Source organism: Epilithonimonas sp. (assembly GCF_032054305.1).
Taxonomy (GTDB): Bacteria; Bacteroidota; Bacteroidia; order Flavobacteriales; family Weeksellaceae; genus Epilithonimonas.
On sequence record NZ_DAMBSX010000004.1, the window covers coordinates 429,841 to 447,719 of the forward strand.

Below are 17,879 nucleotides of genomic sequence, written 5' to 3' on the forward strand. Positions count from 1 at the left end.
GATAGTTGGTTAGACTACCATCGTTTGACAATTTTAAAAATTGTGTTTGTAATTGATTTTCGATAGATTAATATTCATAATCATACCCATCACTAAGTTTGGAACATGACCCAAAAATCTTAAACAACAATATATCAGCCTATTGAAATTATATCACGACAAATTTTGTCGCATAACAGGAATGAACCGATGCCGGATAAACCACACTGGACGAGTTCGTAAAAATATCCAATAAAAAAATAATACGTCAACTTCTGTTGCTTCGACAAGATAGTTTCGCCATTGATAATATTTAAAAATATGATATATCTCTTTCCCATCAGCAAAAAGGCTCAATATAAAAACCCTAACTTTACATTCAAAATCGAGATTATGGATGATTTTCTAGCTGCCCGATCTCAGATGGCCGTTTCACTGGGCTTTCACATCATATTTTCTTGTGTCGGGATGGTCATGCCTTTTCTAATGGCATTTTCACATTACAAATATCTTATAACCAAAGACGAGGTCTACAAAGGCCTTACCAAAGCCTGGAGCAAAGGTGTTGCAATACTTTTTGCAACGGGCGCTGTCTCCGGGACAATGCTTTCTTTTGAATTGGGGTTGCTTTGGCCAAAATTCATGGAGCATGCAGGCCCCATCTTTGGGATGCCTTTTTCCCTGGAAGGAACTGCCTTTTTCATCGAGGCCATTGCCATTGGTTTTTTTCTTTACGGTTGGGACAAATTCAATAAGTGGTTTCATTGGTTCTGTGGCGTTGTAGTAGGTGTTAGCGGATTGGCTTCCGGGATCTTGGTTGTTGCTGCCAATGCCTGGATGAACAGTCCTGCTGGATTTGATCATATCAATGGAAAATATCTGAACATCGACCCGATAAAAGCAATGTTCAATGAAGCCTGGTTTCCACAGGCATTTCATATGACCGTGGCAGCTTTTGCTGCGACTGGATTTGCTGTTGCTGGAATCCACGCTTTGATGGTCTTAAAGAAACGAAATGTCGATTTCCATACCAAAGCATTTAGGATCTCTGCCGGATTTGCAATTATCGGCGCTTTGCTGGCTCCCATAAGTGGTGATATAGCCGCAAAATCTGTTGCCGTAAGACAACCTATAAAATTAGCTGCAATGGAAGCTCATTTCGAGACCGAAAAAGGGGCAAGTTTTGTGATCGGTGGAATTCCTGATGAAGAAAATGAACAAATAAAATACGCCATAAAAGTTCCAAAGGTCTTGAGTTTTCTTGCATGGGGCGATTTTGATGCGGAAGTAAAAGGACTGAAAGATTTCCCGAAAGATCATTGGCCGCCGGTAGCAGTGGTCCATTACGCTTTTCAGATCATGATATTTTTCGGAAGTGTAATGATGGTGATCGGAATGATCTACCTCATCGCCACATTTTGGAAAAAAGAATGGCTTACGAAAACCTGGTATCTGAAAACTTTCGTTGCAGCCATTCCATTTGGTTATATAGCATTGGAAGCAGGTTGGACAGTAACAGAAGTTGGCAGACAGCCCTGGATCATCTACGGAATCATGAAAACCATTGATGCTGTAACGCCAATGCCGGGAATCCAATACTCATTCTACTTTTTTACATTGATTTTCATCTCTTTATCATTGATCATCATTTTTTTATTGCTTCGCCAGATCAAAATGGTCCCGAAGTTATACGATCCGACCGACCCTAATTACAATCCTAAAAACAAGAAATCATGATCTACGTAGTTATAGCTTTTCTTTGGGTTTCAATTTGCTTATATATCATTACGGGCGGGGCGGATTTTGGAGCAGGGATCATCGAATTGTTTTCCAGAAGATCTTACCGTGACAAAACGAAAAAGATCATGTCCAAATCCATCGCGCCGATCTGGGAAGCCAATCATATGTGGCTGATCATAGCCGTTGTGGTTTTGTTCGTTGGATTTCCTACGATCTATACTACCGTTTCTACTTACTTTCATATTCCTCTGGTTCTAATGTTGGTCGGAATCATTGCAAGAGGAACGGCTTTTACTTTTCGGAATTATGATGCGGTAGATGATAGTTGGCAAAAGGTATACACGCAGATCTTCTATTACTCAAGCTTATTGACGCCATTTTTCTTGGGAATGATTGCTGCAGCGACCATTTCCAGAAGTATAGATACAGAAGCGAAAGACTTCCTAAGTCTCTATATTTTCAGCTGGTTCAATCTATTCGGCGTTTGCGTGGGCTTTTTTACCGTTGCTCTTTGTGCCTATCTGGCTTCATTATTTTCTCTTCATGAGGCGAGATTCAGTGATGCTTTGTCAATCATGATAAAAAAATCGAGAGAAACCGCTGTCTATGTTGTGGTTACCGGACTTTTGGTTTTTATAAGTGCTTATTATTCTGACATCCCTTTACTGCAATGGATATTTTCCAAAGCTCTGGGAATCATCGTAATTACTGTTGCAACGATAAGTCTGCTTTTTACTAATGAAGCTATTAAAAAAAGCAACTTCCTCCTTGTGAGGTTTCTTGGAGGCTTTCAGATTGTAATGATCCTGGTAGCAGCCACATACCAGCACAACCCGAATATCATTCTTTTTGCAAACGGGACTCATCTTTCTTTGTTTGACGCCAGCGCAGCTCCTAAGACCATCGAGGCTCTGGGCTGGGCTCTTCTCCTGGGAAGTATTTTTATTTTGCCGTTTCTTTTTTACTTGTTACTTTCATTTGGGAATCAGAGCAAAGTGAATCATTCCGAACAATAAAAGTCCCTAACAATCGTTATTTTCTGCGTAATGGTTTTATTTTTGATATGAAGAACCCATTGAAGTTTTTAATATAATTTAATTATGAAGAAATTACTGTTGACCTTTGGTTTGCTGGCTGGCGTTTTGTCTTATTCACAAGCCTGGAAAGGAGCTGGCGACCAAAAGGCACAAGCCGGAATCAATGTTTGGGGATTTGGGACTGGTCTTGCCGCAAGTTATGATTATGGAGTGTCCAATTTGGTTTCTGTTGGTGGCGGTGCCAATGTCTATTTTAATGAAGATGAAGACAATCCTTTTATTTTTGGACGTATCGGATTCCACTTGCAGGAAGCCTTGGCTTTGCCTTCAGAAATTGATGTTTATCCCGGCGTGAATGTTGGCGTTGCAGGTAGAAACTTCGGTTTGGGCGTTTATCTTGGTGCAAGATATTTCTTTACAGAGAACTGGGGTGCTTTTATAGAAGCCGGAAACAATGGAAGTCTCGGGGTTTCTTATTCTTTTTAAACTCAATCACAACTTAGATAAAAAAGCATTCTGAATTTCGGAATGCTTTTTTTATTAATTCGGCAACTTTACTTACCGATTTCTTTCTCGATTTTATCTATCATTTTTTCAGCGTTACCATTGCTTCCGCCAAGACTGATTGCTTTTTTATAATTATCCAATGCCAAATCGTATTGCTTATTGGTATAATAAGCCTCTCCTAAACTATCGAAAAGGTTGGCTTCTTTATGAAACTCATTGGTAGCCAATTTAAATATTGTTATAGATTCATTGTTTTTGCCGAGTTTTAATAATTCATATCCTAATTTATTGAGTTCATTTGGGTTTTCAAAACTGAATTCATTTTTGGAATTTTCCTTGAGTAAATAGTATGTTTCTATTGCTTTGTTTATATCCTTGAGAGCTTCTTTTCTTATCGCTTGATAAACAGATTTCTTAGGAATCTCGTAATCTTTGCCTAACATCAGATTGTGAATAATATGCCCTAAATCCCAAACTCTGTTCAGATTATTGGAAACAAGAATTACCGTTATATTATTTTTAAAATCATTTAAAAAGATGGATTCGAATTTATAAGAAACGCCATTATGTCTTTGTAAGTCTTCTTTTTCAAAGTATCTGCCGAGTGACCCGCCTTCATCTTTTGCGTATGGATTATTCAGTAAAGTTTGAAAGGATTCTTTAGATATTAATCGATTAGAATTCAGTGCTTCGATCCATTTATATAAATCATTGATATCTACCCAAAGCCAGCCACTAATAAAATTCATTTCCGGACATCGGACATTGTCCATATCATAACAAGACGTTCGATTTTTATAAACGGATTTTGGATCAAATACAGAATTGGTCATTTTCAAAGGTTTAAGAATGTTTTTAATGACAAATTCCTCAAATGACATTCCACTTACTTTTTCAATGATTCTTCTTTGTAAGAATACATTGCCGTTATCATACTTGTAATTGGTTCCTGGTTCAAACAACAGGCTATCACTGCTTCTCAAAATTCTCCACGCGTCTGCATCACTTACCGGATTCATCCCCGATTCTATCTTGGGAATTCCGCTGGCATAATTGATAAGATGACGTATAGAAACTTTCTCTGACCATTTTGGTAATCCTAAATTAAATTTGGAAATAGGGTCATCCAGATTAAGAAGACTGCGTTGCTCCAAAATCATTATGGAAACCGCATTAAATTCCTTTGCAATAGAACCGATGTTAAATATCGATTTGTTATTTAAAACCGTTTGTTTCGTTTCATCCGTGAATCCAAATGATTTTTGGTAAATTATTTTATTATTTTTAGCGACAAGGACATTGCCGTTGAATAAACCTCTTTCATAGGATTTCGCCATTACAGAATCAATTTTTTTAGCATAGAATGATTCTTTCTTAGATTTGTCTTTGTTGTTTAAGGTATTTACAGTTTGTCCAAAAATGCTTATTGATAAAAGCAGAGTAATGATTAAATGTAGTTTTTTCATTTTATAACTATTTCTTTAGTTATTAGTATAACAACTAAAGAAAAGCTTTTATTACATCATAAATGTAATTTTTAATTTAATCAATAAAAAGAAAAGCATTCCGAAATGTCGAAAAGCTTTTTACAATTTATTCTTTTAATTTAATGTTCTTATTCTGAGGCGGAAGTGGAACGTAGCCGTCATCATTAATCACTTTTGGAAACTCGTGGTTTTGCCATCTTGTTTTGGCGTCTTCTATGATTTCTCTGGAAGTTCCGACGAAATTCCAATAGATGTATCTTGGTTCTGGAAAAGGCTCTCCGCCAAAGATGTAAACTGTAGAATCCGGTTTTAATGTGAAATGACAAAGTTTGGAATCTTTCGCAATCAGGATATGTTTTGGTGTGTAAAGATTGCCTTCGCTTTCGATGTTTCCTTCCAGTATGTAAAGCGAAGATTCTCCGAAAAGATAATCGCCAAGAACAATTTCTCGGTCCTCCTGAAGTGTATTTTTAACTTCCAAAAAGTAAAGCGGCGAATAAACAGGAACCGGAGATTTGCGCCCGAGGATTTCGCCAGCAATCAGTTTATAATTGATTCCGTTGTCTATCCAGCTTGGGATATCTTCTTTATTAATGTGAAAAAATTCGGGTTCCATAGTTTCCAACTCTTTTGGAAGCGCGACCCAAATCTGCAATCCGTGAAGATGTTTGTCGGTGGTTCTGAGATATTCTGGTGTTCTTTCGGAATGGGCGACGCCTTTTCCTGCGGTCATCCAATTGACTGCGCCTTCTTTGATCTCGATCTCTGTCCCGATGGAATCTCTGTGCATGATGCTTCCTTCAAATAAAAAAGTAAGTGTGGAAAGTCCAATGTGCGGATGCGGCGGAACATCCATATTTTCATAATCTTTTAGCGCAGCTGGTCCCATATGGTCGATAAACACAAATGGTCCAACGCTTCTCTTCTGAGAAAACGGCAACAATCTACCAACTAAAAAGTTACCAATATCAGCCGCACGTTCTTCGATTATCATCTCGATGTTTGACATAATTTCATTTTTAAATTTTATTTAAAATTAAGGATTTTCATCTAACTATTTACACTTTTGATTTACCGTTGAATCGTTCGCAGCCCGACTTATCTCCAATATCTTATTTATTTTTAATCTGACTCGATGAACCACTTCGTTAGGTTTGAGCGGAAATCCTTTTCTGCTTGCACAAATGTTCTATTTTATGTGGAATCTTCGTGCAAAAAAGATTGGGAGCGGAAGGCGGAAATAGCTGCCCAAATCATCTTTATCAGTAAGTGTTATTTTGGCAGAGAAAAGGCTGATTTTTACATTGGTATAGTTTCTGACTAAATGATTACCTTTGACAACTATAATTTTAAAATATATTAATGGAATTAGCATTAAAGATATTTCAGTTTATCCTGAGCATCTCTATTCTTGTGACTTTACACGAAATCGGGCACTTCTTGCCGGCGAAATGGTTTAAAACCAAAGTAGACAAATTCTTTTTATTCTTTGACCCTTATTTTTCCATCTTCGCAATGAAGAAAATCAATGGAAAATGGCAATATAAATTCTTTTCAAAAAACCAGCCTACTGAAGAGGAGGTGGAAATCAACGGAAAAAAGGTAACACAACCAATTGATATTTCTGCTCTTCCGGAAGATGACTGGAGAAGACACGAAGGTGTGAAATACGGCATCGGATGGTTACCAATGGGCGGCTATGTGAAAATAGCCGGAATGGTGGACGAAAGCATGGACACCGAGCAGTTGAAAAAACCTGCACAACCTTGGGAGTTCCGGGCAAAACCGGCTTGGCAGAGATTGATTATTATGTTGGGTGGTGTAACTGTTAATTTCTTTTTGGCTTGGTTGATCTACTCTTCTTTATCTTATTTCACAGGAGAAACGTATCATGATAATGCGAAATTCGAAAACGGAATTTCGGTTTCTGATGCTGGTAAAAAATTGGGATTGCAAACAGGAGATAAAATTCTGAAAATAGATGGAAAACCTGCGGAAAGAATGGAAACCTCTAGTATCAATATGCTTTTTGCGGATAATGTTACTGTTCTGAGAGATGGAAAAGAAGTGACTTTCCCAATCAATGAAGATGGCGTTGCTGAAGTTCTGCACGCTAACGAGGCGAAACTTTATTTTATGAATCGTTTTCCTGCTGTTGTAGATAGTGTGGCTCCAAATATGCCCGCAATAAAATCAGGATTGAAAAAAGGAGACAAAATTGTTGGTATTAATGGACAAAAAACTGAATTCTATGACCAGATTGCTAATATTCTTAAAGAAAATAAAGGGGGAAAGGTGATGATAGATATTATAAGAAACAATAAGTCTTTAATACTTAATTCTGGCGTGGATAATAACGGAAAGCTTGGTTTTGCTCCAGACTTAAAAATTGCTCAAAAATATTTGGAAAAAAGCGAGACAACAAAACATTATTCTTTTCTACAAGCAATCTCAAGAGGTTTTACAAGAACGATTGATGTGTTGACGATGCAGATCAAGCAGTTTAAAATTATTTTCAATACCAAAACACAAGGTTATAAAAAAGTTGGAGGCCCTATTGCCATCGTCAATAATATGCATGTTGAAAAAAGCAATGATGGGAGCCTGTCAATAGATTGGGAGTTTTTCTGGGGCTTTACAGCAATGTTTTCGGTTTGGTTAGCTTTCCTTAATTTGATCCCGATTCCTGGATTAGATGGTGGTCACGTGTTATTCACATTGTGGGAAATCATTACCAGAAAACCTGTGCCGCAAAAAATATTGGAAAATGCACAAATAGTGGGTGTAATTTTCTTATTAGGCCTTATGGCGTTAATATTTGGAAATGACATAGTTAAGGTATTAGCACAATTTTTCAGTCAAAAAAATTAAAAAAAGTTCTCCAAAATTTTTTGGAAGTATAAAAAAAGTTTCTATATTTGCACACGCTTAAAGCAAATGGAAACATTCCTCTTTAGCTCAGTTGGTTAGAGCATCTGACTGTTAATCAGAGGGTCGCTGGTTCGAGCCCAGCAAGAGGAGCAAACCATCACAGAAATGTGATGGTTTTTGTTTTTTTAGCCGCATTCTATTTTAAGTACTAATTCTCATCTAAGCCTATTGTAAGGCATTATTTTATTTTTATTTTTGTATACAATGAAAAAGATAAAAGTAATCGAACTTTTTGCCGGTGTTGGTGGCTTTAGAATCGGTTTACAGAATAGTAACAAAGCTTCTTCCAAAGAGAACTTCGAGATTGTCTGGAGCAACCAGTGGGAACCATCCACAAAAACGCAGCACGCATCTTTGGTCTATGAATCAAGATTCGGTAAAAAAGGACATTCTAACCAAGATATTGCAACAGTTCCAAGTGAAGAGATCCCGGAACATGATATGTTAGTAGGAGGCTTCCCTTGTCAGGATTATTCCGTAGCAACAACTTTGAAAAATTCTAAAGGCCTGCAAGGCAAAAAGGGTGTTCTCTGGTGGGAGATCTATAGAATTTTGGACGAGAAACAAAACAAACCAAAATTCCTTTTTCTGGAGAATGTCGATCGTCTTTTGAAGTCACCAACCGCACAGCGGGGAAGAGATTTCGCAATTATGCTAAAATGCTTGTCCGACCTTGGATATGCTGTAGAATGGAGAGTGGTGAATGCTGCAGATTACGGAATGCCACAGAAAAGAAGGAGAACATTTATCCTAGGCTATTTGAAAGATACGGAAATTTATAATTCTTTAATAAAAACACCAGAAGTTGACTGGCTTCTTGATGAAGGTGTTTTTGCAAAGACCTTTGAAGTTGATCAGGTTTCAGAGTTCAAAACTTTTGACCTTGAACAAAGTGTGGCGGAAATATCGAGTTCATTTAACAAAGAAAAAGGAGATTCACCTTTCCAAAATTCCGGAATGATCCTGAATGGCAAAGTGACAACCTTGAAAACCTCTCCGAATTATGAAGGAAAAAGGACCTTATTAAAAGATATTCTCATTTCTGTAGATGAAGTTCCGCAAGAATATTACATTGATGAAAGCGAAATTGATAAATGGAACTATCTGAAAGGCGCCAAAAAAGAAGTGCGACAATCGGCTGATGGTTTCTCATATAATTATGGAGAAGGCGCGATGATCTTTCCGGATAATCTGGAAAGCCCCTCCAGAACAATCATCACAGGAGAGGGCGGAAAATCGGCTTCCCGGTTCAAACATGTGGTGAGAACCAGCAAGGGGCTGAGGAGACTAACCCCAATCGAATTGGAAAGGCTTAATATGTTCCCAGATAATCATACCTTATTAGAAGGAGTAAGTGATGTAAAACGTGCTTTCTTTATGGGAAATGCCCTGGTTGTTGGCGTGATAGAAAAAGTGGCCGAAACCCTTTTAAAATTTAATCACAAAGGATAGACTCTTTTTGCGACTTTGATATCAATCAACCATTTGAGATATAATTTAATATTCAACGGTTTTTCATCTTTCTGAACAGAAAAATATAAACATCCTTCTTCCCTTTCCTTAAGATTACGAAGGGGGATATTGTTTTTTTGGTCAGAATTTCTGATTTCAGCATCCATGTCATTTAAAGTATCCCAATCTAATCTAATGCTTTCCAGATACTTTCTAAGTTTTTTGGTATTGATGCTTGTAATTGTACAACCCGTAAATCCGTCTTCGATATGGTCAGTTTTGGATCTGGTGGAAATATTAGTAATCAGAAAATAATAATCCGTGAACTTTTTTTCATCGAATAACCAACCTTTTCTCCATTGTCCTATCTTAAGATAACTTAATTCAAAAGCGAACGTCGGTAGAGATCTATTAAGATAGTCAAGCTGCGCTTTTTCATCGATATAGAACTTTTTGTCTTGGTGCTCGATAACCAGGTCTACTCCTCTATTCTGAAGCTCAGGCTCATTGATTCTGGTAAAATTCAGATTTAATTTTCTATAGATTTCATCTAAGAATTTACCTAATAAATATTCTTTCTTCAAATCTTGATCAAATGTTGACATCACTGTACATTTGGATTTGGCCTATTGTCTTTCTGGGCTCTGGTGTAGTATGGACTATCCTAAAACTTGCAGGAGCTTTCAAGCCTATTATTAGTAACGGAACTGTCAACAAATTCTGCAATGGTGGCAAATAGTCCAAAAACTTCTCATAAGTTCCAATTGCGCCATCAAAACCACCCATTAATTTCATATTTTGTGTCGCAGTAATGACAACTCCTATTTTCGTTTGTATAGCTTTTTGAACATGATTGAGTTCACTTGCCAAAACCGGTTTTATAAGATTCCAGGCAATAACTGTAGAATGATTGAAGGCAACCTCAACCGAAATATCCTGCTTTGCAAAGTCCAATCTCCAGGTTTCCCCGGTGTAATCGGCAGCTTGGAAAATAGAAGATTCGTGACTCCAGCCAACTGCTCTTAATCTTTCTTTCAATAGTTCGTTAATCGCTCTGGAAATACTTTTAGGCGTGTTAGCGTAAGAATTGTGTTTAGCAATAATATCTTCATCAGTTATATCACAAATAATTGTCATCAATTCATTGTATTGGTCTTTAAATTCTGGTTCATGCAAAATTACTTCTGCGTGTCTAAAAGAGTGAGTTACAAATTCCATGGTTTTATAAAAGCTTTAAAAATAAAGATACATTTTTCTAAATTTCAATTGACAATAATTAATTATACTATCGACATTACAAATAAAAATATTAAAACCGCTAATCCAACCAAAATAGTCATGATCAAATGGCTGAAAATTGACCTTACAATAATAGTTAATGGTTTCATTGGTTTGAAGAACTGAAGATTCGTCCAAAAATGCAATCCCAAATCAATCAAATAAACAATCAACATCACTGTTCCAATATTGAGAGATTGTTTGACCAGAAAAATAAACGGCAAAAAAGCAATCTGAACAACCAGTCTCTGCCCAGCTTTGTAAGTATTCAGAACCAAATATTCTATAAAATTGTAACCTTTGTTATAAAAGCAAATCCAAGTTCCCGTCGTGTACAAAGGAATAGTCGCCAAAGTTACCCAACTAAAATGTGACAGAAACCATTCATCCAAATTTAAAGATTTTCCTGAATCAATTCCTGATTTCAAAGATTCTTCCGAAGCAGAAAATAAATTGATATGAAACCAATGACAAAGTAAAATATAAAACCCTGTCAATATCAGGACAAAGGAAAATGGCGTAATGTAATTCACTCTTTTTCCTTCCAGATAATCTCTGATAGCGTGTCCCGGTCTTAAAAATAACTGCTTGATTGTATAAAACAAACCTGCATTGATATGAAAAAGACTGTGCGTTAGCTGATGTCTCAGATAATGGAAATTGAGTCTTTTGGTTTCAGCAGTTTGCCCGCAATGGCTGCAAAATTCTCCTTCAAAACGATGTCCACAGTTTTTACAAATTTTCATGATTGATCATTTATTTTTTGTTTTTAGCCTCAATCCAGCGGCTCATATATTTTGTCGAATTCAATTGATGATGCTGCAGGATTTTCCCAAGATAATTTTCTGTCCGATGATTTTCCAGATTATTCTCAATATTAGAAATTTTAGTCCTGAATTGATTAACATACAATTTGTTATCAAAAACTTGATTCAGAATTTCGTAAGCATTTTCATTGACCTGATTCCAAACAGATTCATTTTGATATAATTCAACTGCTTTTTCTATGAACTGTTCATCAGAATCTTCGACAAAACCGTTCCAGGGCAAATATTTGTGCATTGCTTCTGCACCAATTGATGACGTTACATTCGGCAAACCAAACTGCATACTTTCCCAAAGTTTCCCTTTCAGACCAGCACCGAAAGGAATCGGAGCCAGCAAAACTTTATATTGATTAAAAAGTGATTCAACATCGGTTGCTCTTCCTTTCACAATAAAACCTTCTTTCTCATTATGCAACTGGAAAACTTTTTCTCCAGCATAAGCACCATAAATATGAAGTTCTGCGTTTGGAAGTTGTTTTCGGATTGATTTCCAAATCGATTTCAGTTTCAGAACAGTTTGCCAATTCGGTTCATGGAGAAAGTTTCCGATGCTTACGAAATGTTTACGTTTTTCAAAATCAGTTTTATTTTTCTCAATGTTCTCCGTCAGAAATGGCATATAAAACAAAAGATTAGGATTAATTTTAAATTTCTCTGTCAGCAATTGATATTCAAACTCAGAAATAATTAACGACAAATCACAACGCAAAATCGAAGCAATTTCACGCTTGAAAATATCATTGACTAAGTCTTCATTGATAACTTCCCTTTTCTCAACAAAAGCTTTTCGTCTAGCTTCTCTCAAAAAATGCAAATCCTCGGTATCAATGATTTTCAAAGCGTTCGGACAATTCTCAGAAACGCGCCAACCAAATTGTTCTTCCGTCACATAGCGATCAAAAAGCACAATATCAGGATTGAGTTCTTTTATTTTTTCATCAAAACTTTCGTTGTTAATTTCAATTTTCTGGATTTCGATTTTTTCAGAAAATTCGATGTTGTTGGAAGCCGTCAGAAACGTGATTGCATAATTAGCTTCCGAAAACAATTGGATGAGCTGCATCATTCTATGACCTGCTGCAGTAGAAGCCGGTTCGGGAATAACGAGACCAATAATGACAAGATGTTTCACAATAACAAAAATAGAGATTCTTTATTGATTATTATTTGGAGGGCAGCTTTATCCGTCTTCCGCTCCCAATCTTTTCACTCCACTTCGTTGCGTAAAAAGGATTTCCGCTCAAACCTAACGAAGTGGTTCATCGAGTCAGATTAAAAATAAATAAGATATTGGAGATAAGCCGGGCTACGAATTTGGTGTCCAATCAACTTTTGTCATCAAACAGTTACTTTGTCATTCCGTAGGAATCTAGACCGTTGAGATTCCTACGGAATGACAAATATTACGTTTAATAATCGTTCATTTTCAAAAAAATAAATGCTAATTTTGAAGTATGCGAATAGAAAACGAAATCAAATTGGGGTTCAAAGATGTGATGTTTCGCCCGAAACGTTCCACACTGAAATCCCGCAGCGAAGTGACAATAGAAAGAGAATTCACTTTTCTTCATACACAGAAAAAATGGAGCGGCGTTCCTCTCATTGCTGCCAATATGGACACCGTTGGAACCTTCGAAATGGCAGAAGCCTTGTCCAAAGAAAAAATAATCACGGCCATTCACAAACATTATTCAGTCGAAGAATGGAACCAGTTTTTAAAAGATAAAAGCGATGATTTCCACCAATATATCGCTCTTAGTACTGGAACCGGAAAAGCCGACGAAGAAAAAATCAAAAAAATTCTGGATGCCAATCCGAAAATTCAGTTTTTATGTATTGATGTTGCGAACGGTTATTCTGAACATTTTGTAGAATTTGTGAAAAAAGCACGTCAGAATTTCCCTGATAAAATCATTATGGCTGGCAATGTTGTAACCGGCGAAATGGTAGAAGAATTGATTTTGGCTGGCGCTGATATCATCAAAGTCGGGATTGGTCCAGGTTCGGTTTGTACAACCCGTGTGAAAACTGGTGTTGGTTATCCGCAACTTTCCGCAATCATAGAGTGTGCTGATGCAGCACACGGTTTGGGCGGTCAAATCATTGGTGACGGCGGATGCAAAGTTCCTGGTGATGTGGCTAAAGCTTTTGGTGGCGGTTCAGACTTCGTAATGCTGGGCGGAATGTTTGCCGGTCACGACGAAAGTGGTGGCGAAATCGTAGAAGAAAACGGGAAAAAATTCAGACTTTTTTACGGAATGAGTTCTCAAACAGCTATGGATAAACACTCTGGAGGCGTTGCTGAATATCGTGCGTCTGAAGGAAAAACTGTGAAAGTGGCTTACAAAGGTCCTGTTTCCGATACCGTGAAAGATATTTTAGGTGGCGTTCGCTCGACTTGTACCTATGTTGGTGCTGCGAAGTTGAAAGAACTTTCTAAGCGAACCACATTTATACGTGTGCAAGAGCAAGAGAATCAGATTTTTAATGGCTAAATTTTGAAAATATGTTTCACATAACTAATGGCGATTTTTTAGCTAATGATTTGAATAAAACTTCAATCGAAGGTGAGATAATTGTTTGTCGCGAAGCTTTGGTTTCTGGGAATTTGAAAGCTGATTCTTTGGAAGAATTTTGGAAAATCAGAGCCCAATCAATTGCTGAAGACTATAATGTTTCACCTGAAAGTTATTATGAAAAATCAGTTTCAGAATTTGAAAAGATTTTAAATATTCCGGAAGGTTCAGAAGTTAATCTTTGGTTTGAGGATGATTTGTTTTGTCATGTTAATTTGTGGTTTTGTGTATCATTACTTTCAAGAATTAAGAACTTAAAACTTTACAGAATTTTTCCAATAAAAGATATCGAAAATCATTGGAAAGGTTTTTCAGATTCAGATAATTCGGATTTGGAAGAATCCCTGGAATCCAAAGTTTTATTAAGTGAAAATGATATCGAATTAGCTGAAAATCTTTGGAAAGCATATCAAAATAATGACATCAGTTCTTTAAAACAGTTATCAGAAAATCAATCAGATTGTTTTCATTTTTTGAATGAAGTTATTGATGCTTATATCAATATAAATCCAGAAGATTTCATTAAAAATCAAATTGAATTTGGGTTTACAGATTTTGATTCGGTCTTTAAAAAATTTCAGGAAGAATTAGGAATTTTTGGTTTTGGAGATTTGCAGGTCAAGAAGATTTTTGAGAAAGTTATAAACGAGAAATAAAGAAAACCAGCCAAATTCGGCTGGTTTTTTATTTAAAGCTTATCAAGTTCTCTTCTTAATGCAATAGAAGCTTTTTTAACTTCTTGTGTCCAATCGTCGGCGGCATTTCCATCTGCACCATCAGAAATATATTTTAGACAAAGAAAATCGATTCCTTCTTGTTCTGCCACTTTCGCAAGCGCAAAAGCTTCCATATCGATGACATTATATTCAGGATTGATATGTTCCATTTCGAATTGGTCGCCAGAACCGCAGATTCCATTGGGCAGATTATCTATATTCAGACCATATTCCAAAATAATTGATTCATCTGAAAAAGGTGTTTCAAACTTCCGAAAGCCCAAAGCTCTGACATCCATATCTCTCTGAATAAAACGATGGCAATTGACAACACTTCCTCTGTCATATTCGGTACTTCCTGCCGTTCCAAGATTAATAATCAAATCCGGATTTACTTTCTGAATGGCTTTCGTAAGATTATAAGTCGCTTTAATCTTCCCTATTCCTACAAAAACTTTATTGTAATTTTTAAATTCATTTCCTGCTTCAGATTCCAAAGCGAAAACCAACAAAATATTGTTGTAATTCTTCCCGTTGATTGTCATAATTTCTATAAAAAAAGCTTTCTGTATAGAAAACAAAAAGCTTTATAAATAATTGATATACTTTTAATTAAGTCAACATTCCTCCGTCAACATTCAAAACCTGACCTGTAACGTAAGAAGATAATTCACTTGCAAAGAAAACGCACGCGTTAGCAACATCTGCAGGTTGTCCTCCTCTCTTCATTGGGATTCCGTCTCTCCAACCTTGAACTGTTTTTTCGTCAAGAGCTGCTGTCATTTCAGTTTCGATGAAACCAGGTGCGATGGCGTTGCAACGGATGTTTCTGGAACCTAATTCCAAAGCGATAGATTTAGTAAATCCAATTGCTCCGGCTTTAGAAGCGGCATAATTCGCTTGTCCTGCATTTCCTTTCACTCCAACAACCGAAGTCATATTGATGATAGAACCAGATTTTGCTTTCATCATTGGTTTGATTACCGCTTTTGTCAGGTTGAAAACTGAATCCAAATTAACTTTGATAATCGTATCCCAGTCTTCTTTTGACATTCTCAACATCAAATTATCTCTTGTGATTCCCGCGTTATTTACCAAAATATCGATAGTTCCAAATTCTGCCAAAACATCCTCAACCAATTTTTGAGCGGCATCATAATCCGAAGCGTCTGATTGATATCCTTTGATTTCTGTTATCTTGCTTAATTCTGATTCTAATTCTTTAGCTTTTTCAACGGAACCAGCATAAGTGAATGCGATTTTTGCACCTTCTTTGGCAAAAATTTCTGCAATTCCTCTCCCGATTCCACGCGTTGCGCCAGTGATGATGGCAACTTTACCTTGTAGTAATCCCATATATTTTTTTAATGTTTCTAAATTTGTTATGGCAAAAATAATACTTTAAGAATTATTCACAATCAGAACAATCTCGCCTTTTAAAGTTTTGCTTTTTGAGAATTCAATTAACTCATTGATTGTACCTCGTTTAGTCTCTTCGAATTTTTTGGAAATTTCTCTGCTAAGACTGACTTTAGTTTCTTCTCCAAAGAATTCTTTGATTTGCTCAAGTGTTGTATTGATTTTATGTGGGCTTTCGTAAAGAACGATTGTTTTCTTTTCTTCAGCTAATTGTTTGAGTTTGGTTTGTCTTCCTTTTTTCTGAGGAAGAAATCCCGCGAAATAAAAATCGTGATTCGGCAGACCTGAAACTATCAAAGCTGGAACAAAAGCGGTTGCGCCTGGCAAACAAATCATTTCCAAATTTTTGTCTGCACAAGCTTTCGCCAAAAGATAACCTGGGTCAGAAATTCCTGGTGTTCCCGCATCTGTAATAATGGCAATATTCTGCCCGTTTTCCAAATCCTGAACAACTCTGTCTGTTGCTTGATGTTCGTTATGTAAATGATAGGATTTCAGAGGTTTGGATATTTCATAATGTTTGAGAAGAACGCCGGATGTTCGGGTATCTTCGCACAAAATATAATCGACTTCTTTCAGAACTTTTACAGCTCTGAAAGTCATATCTTCCAGATTTCCAACGGGTGTCGGAACAAAATAAAGAATACCGCTCATCTACAAAAACCTATTTTCTACCAAAGTCCAAAGCCTTTGCGCATAATTATCCACCTTCTTCCAATCTCTTTCGTAATAAATATCACTCAAAAATTCCTGAGCTTTATCAAGAGAATTGAAAGAATTCAGAACAGAAACCACTTGATTCAATTCACTTTGGCTTCCGTTAAATAAATATTGAGAAAACGCAATCCGGTCATTCAGATCCAGCTTGAATTCCGGTTTTGGTTTTGGCGCTTCCATATAATCAGTCGGCACATTATTTTTCAATAAGCTTCCCGAACTTTGAACCGTAGCAGGCTTTTCAACTTCTTCCAAATGATCATCATCAAACAAGGATTTAGCAATTTTCAGCCCTTTGATATTGGCTAATTTGAATTTTTTATCGTGATGTTCTTCTTGGTTCTGCGATTCATAAACTTTCTGAGATTTTTCTTTCGGCTGTGTATTTTCTTTAGAAAACTCTACGATTTTTCTTCTGTTTTCTTCAAGCTCCTTTAGTTTTGCTTCTTTCTCTGCTAATCTCGCTTCATAATCATCTTGAGAATTTCCTACAGTTGATTCATCTCTTGTCATTGCGAAAGAAAACTGACTATCTTGCATCGGTTCCAGTTTTTCTGACGGTTCTTCTAACAGTTTTTCTTCTTCAGCTTCAATTTCTTCAACTGCTTCAACTATTTCTTCGTGATAATTCTGAGCTTCAATTTCATTAACAAGTTCCGTTTCTGAGATTGGTTCAATCAATTCTTCATTTGAAGTTTCGATTTCTTCTTTGATGATTTCTTCCAGTTGATGAATCTCTTCAGTTTTATCTTCTGAAATAATTTCTTTCACCAAACTTTCTTGAGAATCAATCTCAGCAAAAGAATGAACTTCTTCCACTTCCGGAATATCTTTGAAAATATCGTGAACCTCAGTCTCCTCCACGATGATTTCTACAACCTTATTTTCTTCCTCAAATTCCTCAACAGAAATCAACTCTGAATCTATGTTTGTTAACTGATTATCAATTAATTCAAAGGGTTTAATTTCAGTTGACACATAATCAATATTCTGAGAAATTTTAAGAAAAGAAAACTTCTGATAAAGTTGGCTGATTTCATTTTCCTTGTTCAAAATCGCTTCATAAGAATCAGATTCTGACAATTCTGACAAAATAATTTTGATCTCATCGAAGATTTTCTTGTATGTATCTTGCAGGTTTTGCATAATAAATCTTATTAATTTTTACTTAAATTTGATGTTTATAAATTTAAGAACAATTTTGTTCCCAAAA

At 36.3% G+C, this 17,879-nt stretch carries 17 protein-coding genes and 1 tRNA gene; 8 read left to right on the forward strand and 10 right to left on the reverse strand.

Annotated features, from left to right (window positions below; genetic code table 11):
* Positions 1 to 372: 372 nt before the first annotated feature.
* The 3 genes from RTX21_RS11115 to RTX21_RS11125 all read left to right on the forward strand — a co-directional run bounded on the left by RTX21_RS11115 (position 373) and on the right by RTX21_RS11125 (position 3,242).
* On the forward strand, positions 373 to 1,716 hold the full coding sequence (locus RTX21_RS11115) for a cytochrome ubiquinol oxidase subunit I (RefSeq protein WP_312767739.1): 1,344 nt from the start codon (positions 373 to 375) through the stop codon (positions 1,714 to 1,716).
* Positions 1,713 to 2,735 carry a cytochrome d ubiquinol oxidase subunit II gene (locus tag RTX21_RS11120; protein ID WP_312767671.1) on the forward strand — a complete coding sequence of 341 codons (1,023 nt, stop codon included), beginning with the start codon at positions 1,713 to 1,715 and terminating at the stop codon, positions 2,733 to 2,735. The genes RTX21_RS11115 and RTX21_RS11120 overlap by 4 nt, the downstream gene beginning before the upstream one ends.
* Before the next feature lie 84 nt (positions 2,736 to 2,819).
* A complete protein-coding gene (locus tag RTX21_RS11125; RefSeq protein ID WP_312767673.1) occupies positions 2,820 to 3,242 on the forward strand; it encodes a DUF6646 family protein in 423 nt (140 codons plus the stop codon).
* 68 nt (positions 3,243 to 3,310) lie between these two features.
* Here RTX21_RS11125 and RTX21_RS11130 read toward each other — a convergent pair whose 3' ends face one another.
* Both RTX21_RS11130 and RTX21_RS11135 read right to left on the reverse strand, forming a co-directional pair.
* On the reverse strand, positions 3,311 to 4,729 hold the full coding sequence (locus RTX21_RS11130; protein WP_312767674.1) for a serine hydrolase: 1,419 nt from the start codon (positions 4,727 to 4,729) through the stop codon (positions 3,311 to 3,313).
* 127 nt (positions 4,730 to 4,856) lie between these two features.
* Entirely contained in the window at positions 4,857 to 5,759 is a 903-nt protein-coding gene (locus tag RTX21_RS11135) for a pirin family protein (RefSeq protein WP_312767675.1), read from the reverse strand.
* Between the two features lie 353 nt (positions 5,760 to 6,112).
* On the opposite strand from RTX21_RS11135, the gene rseP reads away from it, so the two are divergent.
* The 3 genes from rseP (at position 6,113) to dcm (ending at position 9,133) form a co-directional block, all read left to right on the forward strand.
* The gene (gene rseP, locus RTX21_RS11140; protein WP_312767676.1) at positions 6,113 to 7,621 is read left to right on the forward strand and encodes an RIP metalloprotease RseP; all 1,509 of its coding nucleotides are present in this window, start codon (positions 6,113 to 6,115) and stop codon (positions 7,619 to 7,621) included.
* Positions 7,622 to 7,697: 76 nt separating this feature from the next.
* Positions 7,698 to 7,771 (forward strand) — tRNA-Asn (locus tag RTX21_RS11145).
* Between the two features lie 114 nt (positions 7,772 to 7,885).
* Complete coding sequence (dcm, locus tag RTX21_RS11150; protein WP_312767677.1) at positions 7,886 to 9,133, forward strand: DNA (cytosine-5-)-methyltransferase; 1,248 nt, start codon at positions 7,886 to 7,888, stop codon at positions 9,131 to 9,133.
* Here the strand turns inward: dcm and RTX21_RS11155 are convergent.
* The 4 genes from RTX21_RS11155 to RTX21_RS11170 all read right to left on the reverse strand — a co-directional run bounded on the left by RTX21_RS11155 (position 9,121) and on the right by RTX21_RS11170 (position 12,370).
* Positions 9,121 to 9,738: a hypothetical protein gene (locus RTX21_RS11155; protein WP_312767679.1), complete on the reverse strand. Its 618-nt coding sequence runs from the start codon at positions 9,736 to 9,738 to the stop codon at positions 9,121 to 9,123. The genes dcm and RTX21_RS11155 overlap by 13 nt on opposite strands.
* Positions 9,725 to 10,351, reverse strand: a complete 627-nt coding sequence (locus tag RTX21_RS11160) for a BglII/BstYI family type II restriction endonuclease (RefSeq protein WP_312767681.1) — start codon at positions 10,349 to 10,351, stop codon at positions 9,725 to 9,727. Before RTX21_RS11160 ends, RTX21_RS11155 begins: the two co-directional genes overlap by 14 nt.
* 62 nt (positions 10,352 to 10,413) lie before the next feature.
* Positions 10,414 to 11,157: a DUF3667 domain-containing protein gene (locus RTX21_RS11165; RefSeq protein WP_312767683.1), complete on the reverse strand. Its 744-nt coding sequence runs from the start codon at positions 11,155 to 11,157 to the stop codon at positions 10,414 to 10,416.
* 10 nt (positions 11,158 to 11,167) lie between these two features.
* Positions 11,168 to 12,370, reverse strand: a complete 1,203-nt coding sequence (locus RTX21_RS11170; protein ID WP_312767684.1) for a glycosyltransferase — start codon at positions 12,368 to 12,370, stop codon at positions 11,168 to 11,170.
* A 322-nt stretch (positions 12,371 to 12,692) separates the two neighbouring features.
* On the opposite strand from RTX21_RS11170, the gene RTX21_RS11175 reads away from it, so the two are divergent.
* Both RTX21_RS11175 and RTX21_RS11180 read left to right on the forward strand, forming a co-directional pair.
* The gene (locus RTX21_RS11175) at positions 12,693 to 13,733 is read left to right on the forward strand and encodes a GMP reductase (RefSeq protein WP_312767686.1); all 1,041 of its coding nucleotides are present in this window, start codon (positions 12,693 to 12,695) and stop codon (positions 13,731 to 13,733) included.
* Positions 13,734 to 13,744: 11 nt separating this feature from the next.
* Positions 13,745 to 14,470, forward strand: coding sequence for a DUF1835 domain-containing protein (locus RTX21_RS11180; RefSeq protein ID WP_312767688.1), 726 nt, complete (start codon positions 13,745 to 13,747; stop codon positions 14,468 to 14,470).
* A 32-nt stretch (positions 14,471 to 14,502) separates the two neighbouring features.
* Here the strand turns inward: RTX21_RS11180 and RTX21_RS11185 are convergent, their stop codons facing one another.
* From RTX21_RS11185 to RTX21_RS11200, 4 genes are all read right to left on the reverse strand, one after another.
* Complete coding sequence (locus RTX21_RS11185) at positions 14,503 to 15,075, reverse strand: nucleosidase (protein WP_312767690.1); 573 nt, start codon at positions 15,073 to 15,075, stop codon at positions 14,503 to 14,505.
* Positions 15,076 to 15,142: 67 nt separating this feature from the next.
* Complete coding sequence (gene fabG, locus RTX21_RS11190; protein ID WP_312767691.1) at positions 15,143 to 15,886, reverse strand: 3-oxoacyl-[acyl-carrier-protein] reductase; 744 nt, start codon at positions 15,884 to 15,886, stop codon at positions 15,143 to 15,145.
* Positions 15,887 to 15,931: 45 nt separating this feature from the next.
* Positions 15,932 to 16,603, reverse strand: coding sequence for a 16S rRNA (cytidine(1402)-2'-O)-methyltransferase (rsmI, locus tag RTX21_RS11195; protein WP_312767692.1), 672 nt, complete (start codon positions 16,601 to 16,603; stop codon positions 15,932 to 15,934).
* Positions 16,604 to 17,812, reverse strand: coding sequence for a hypothetical protein (locus tag RTX21_RS11200; protein WP_312767693.1), 1,209 nt, complete (start codon positions 17,810 to 17,812; stop codon positions 16,604 to 16,606).
* Positions 17,813 to 17,879 lie beyond the last annotated feature (67 nt).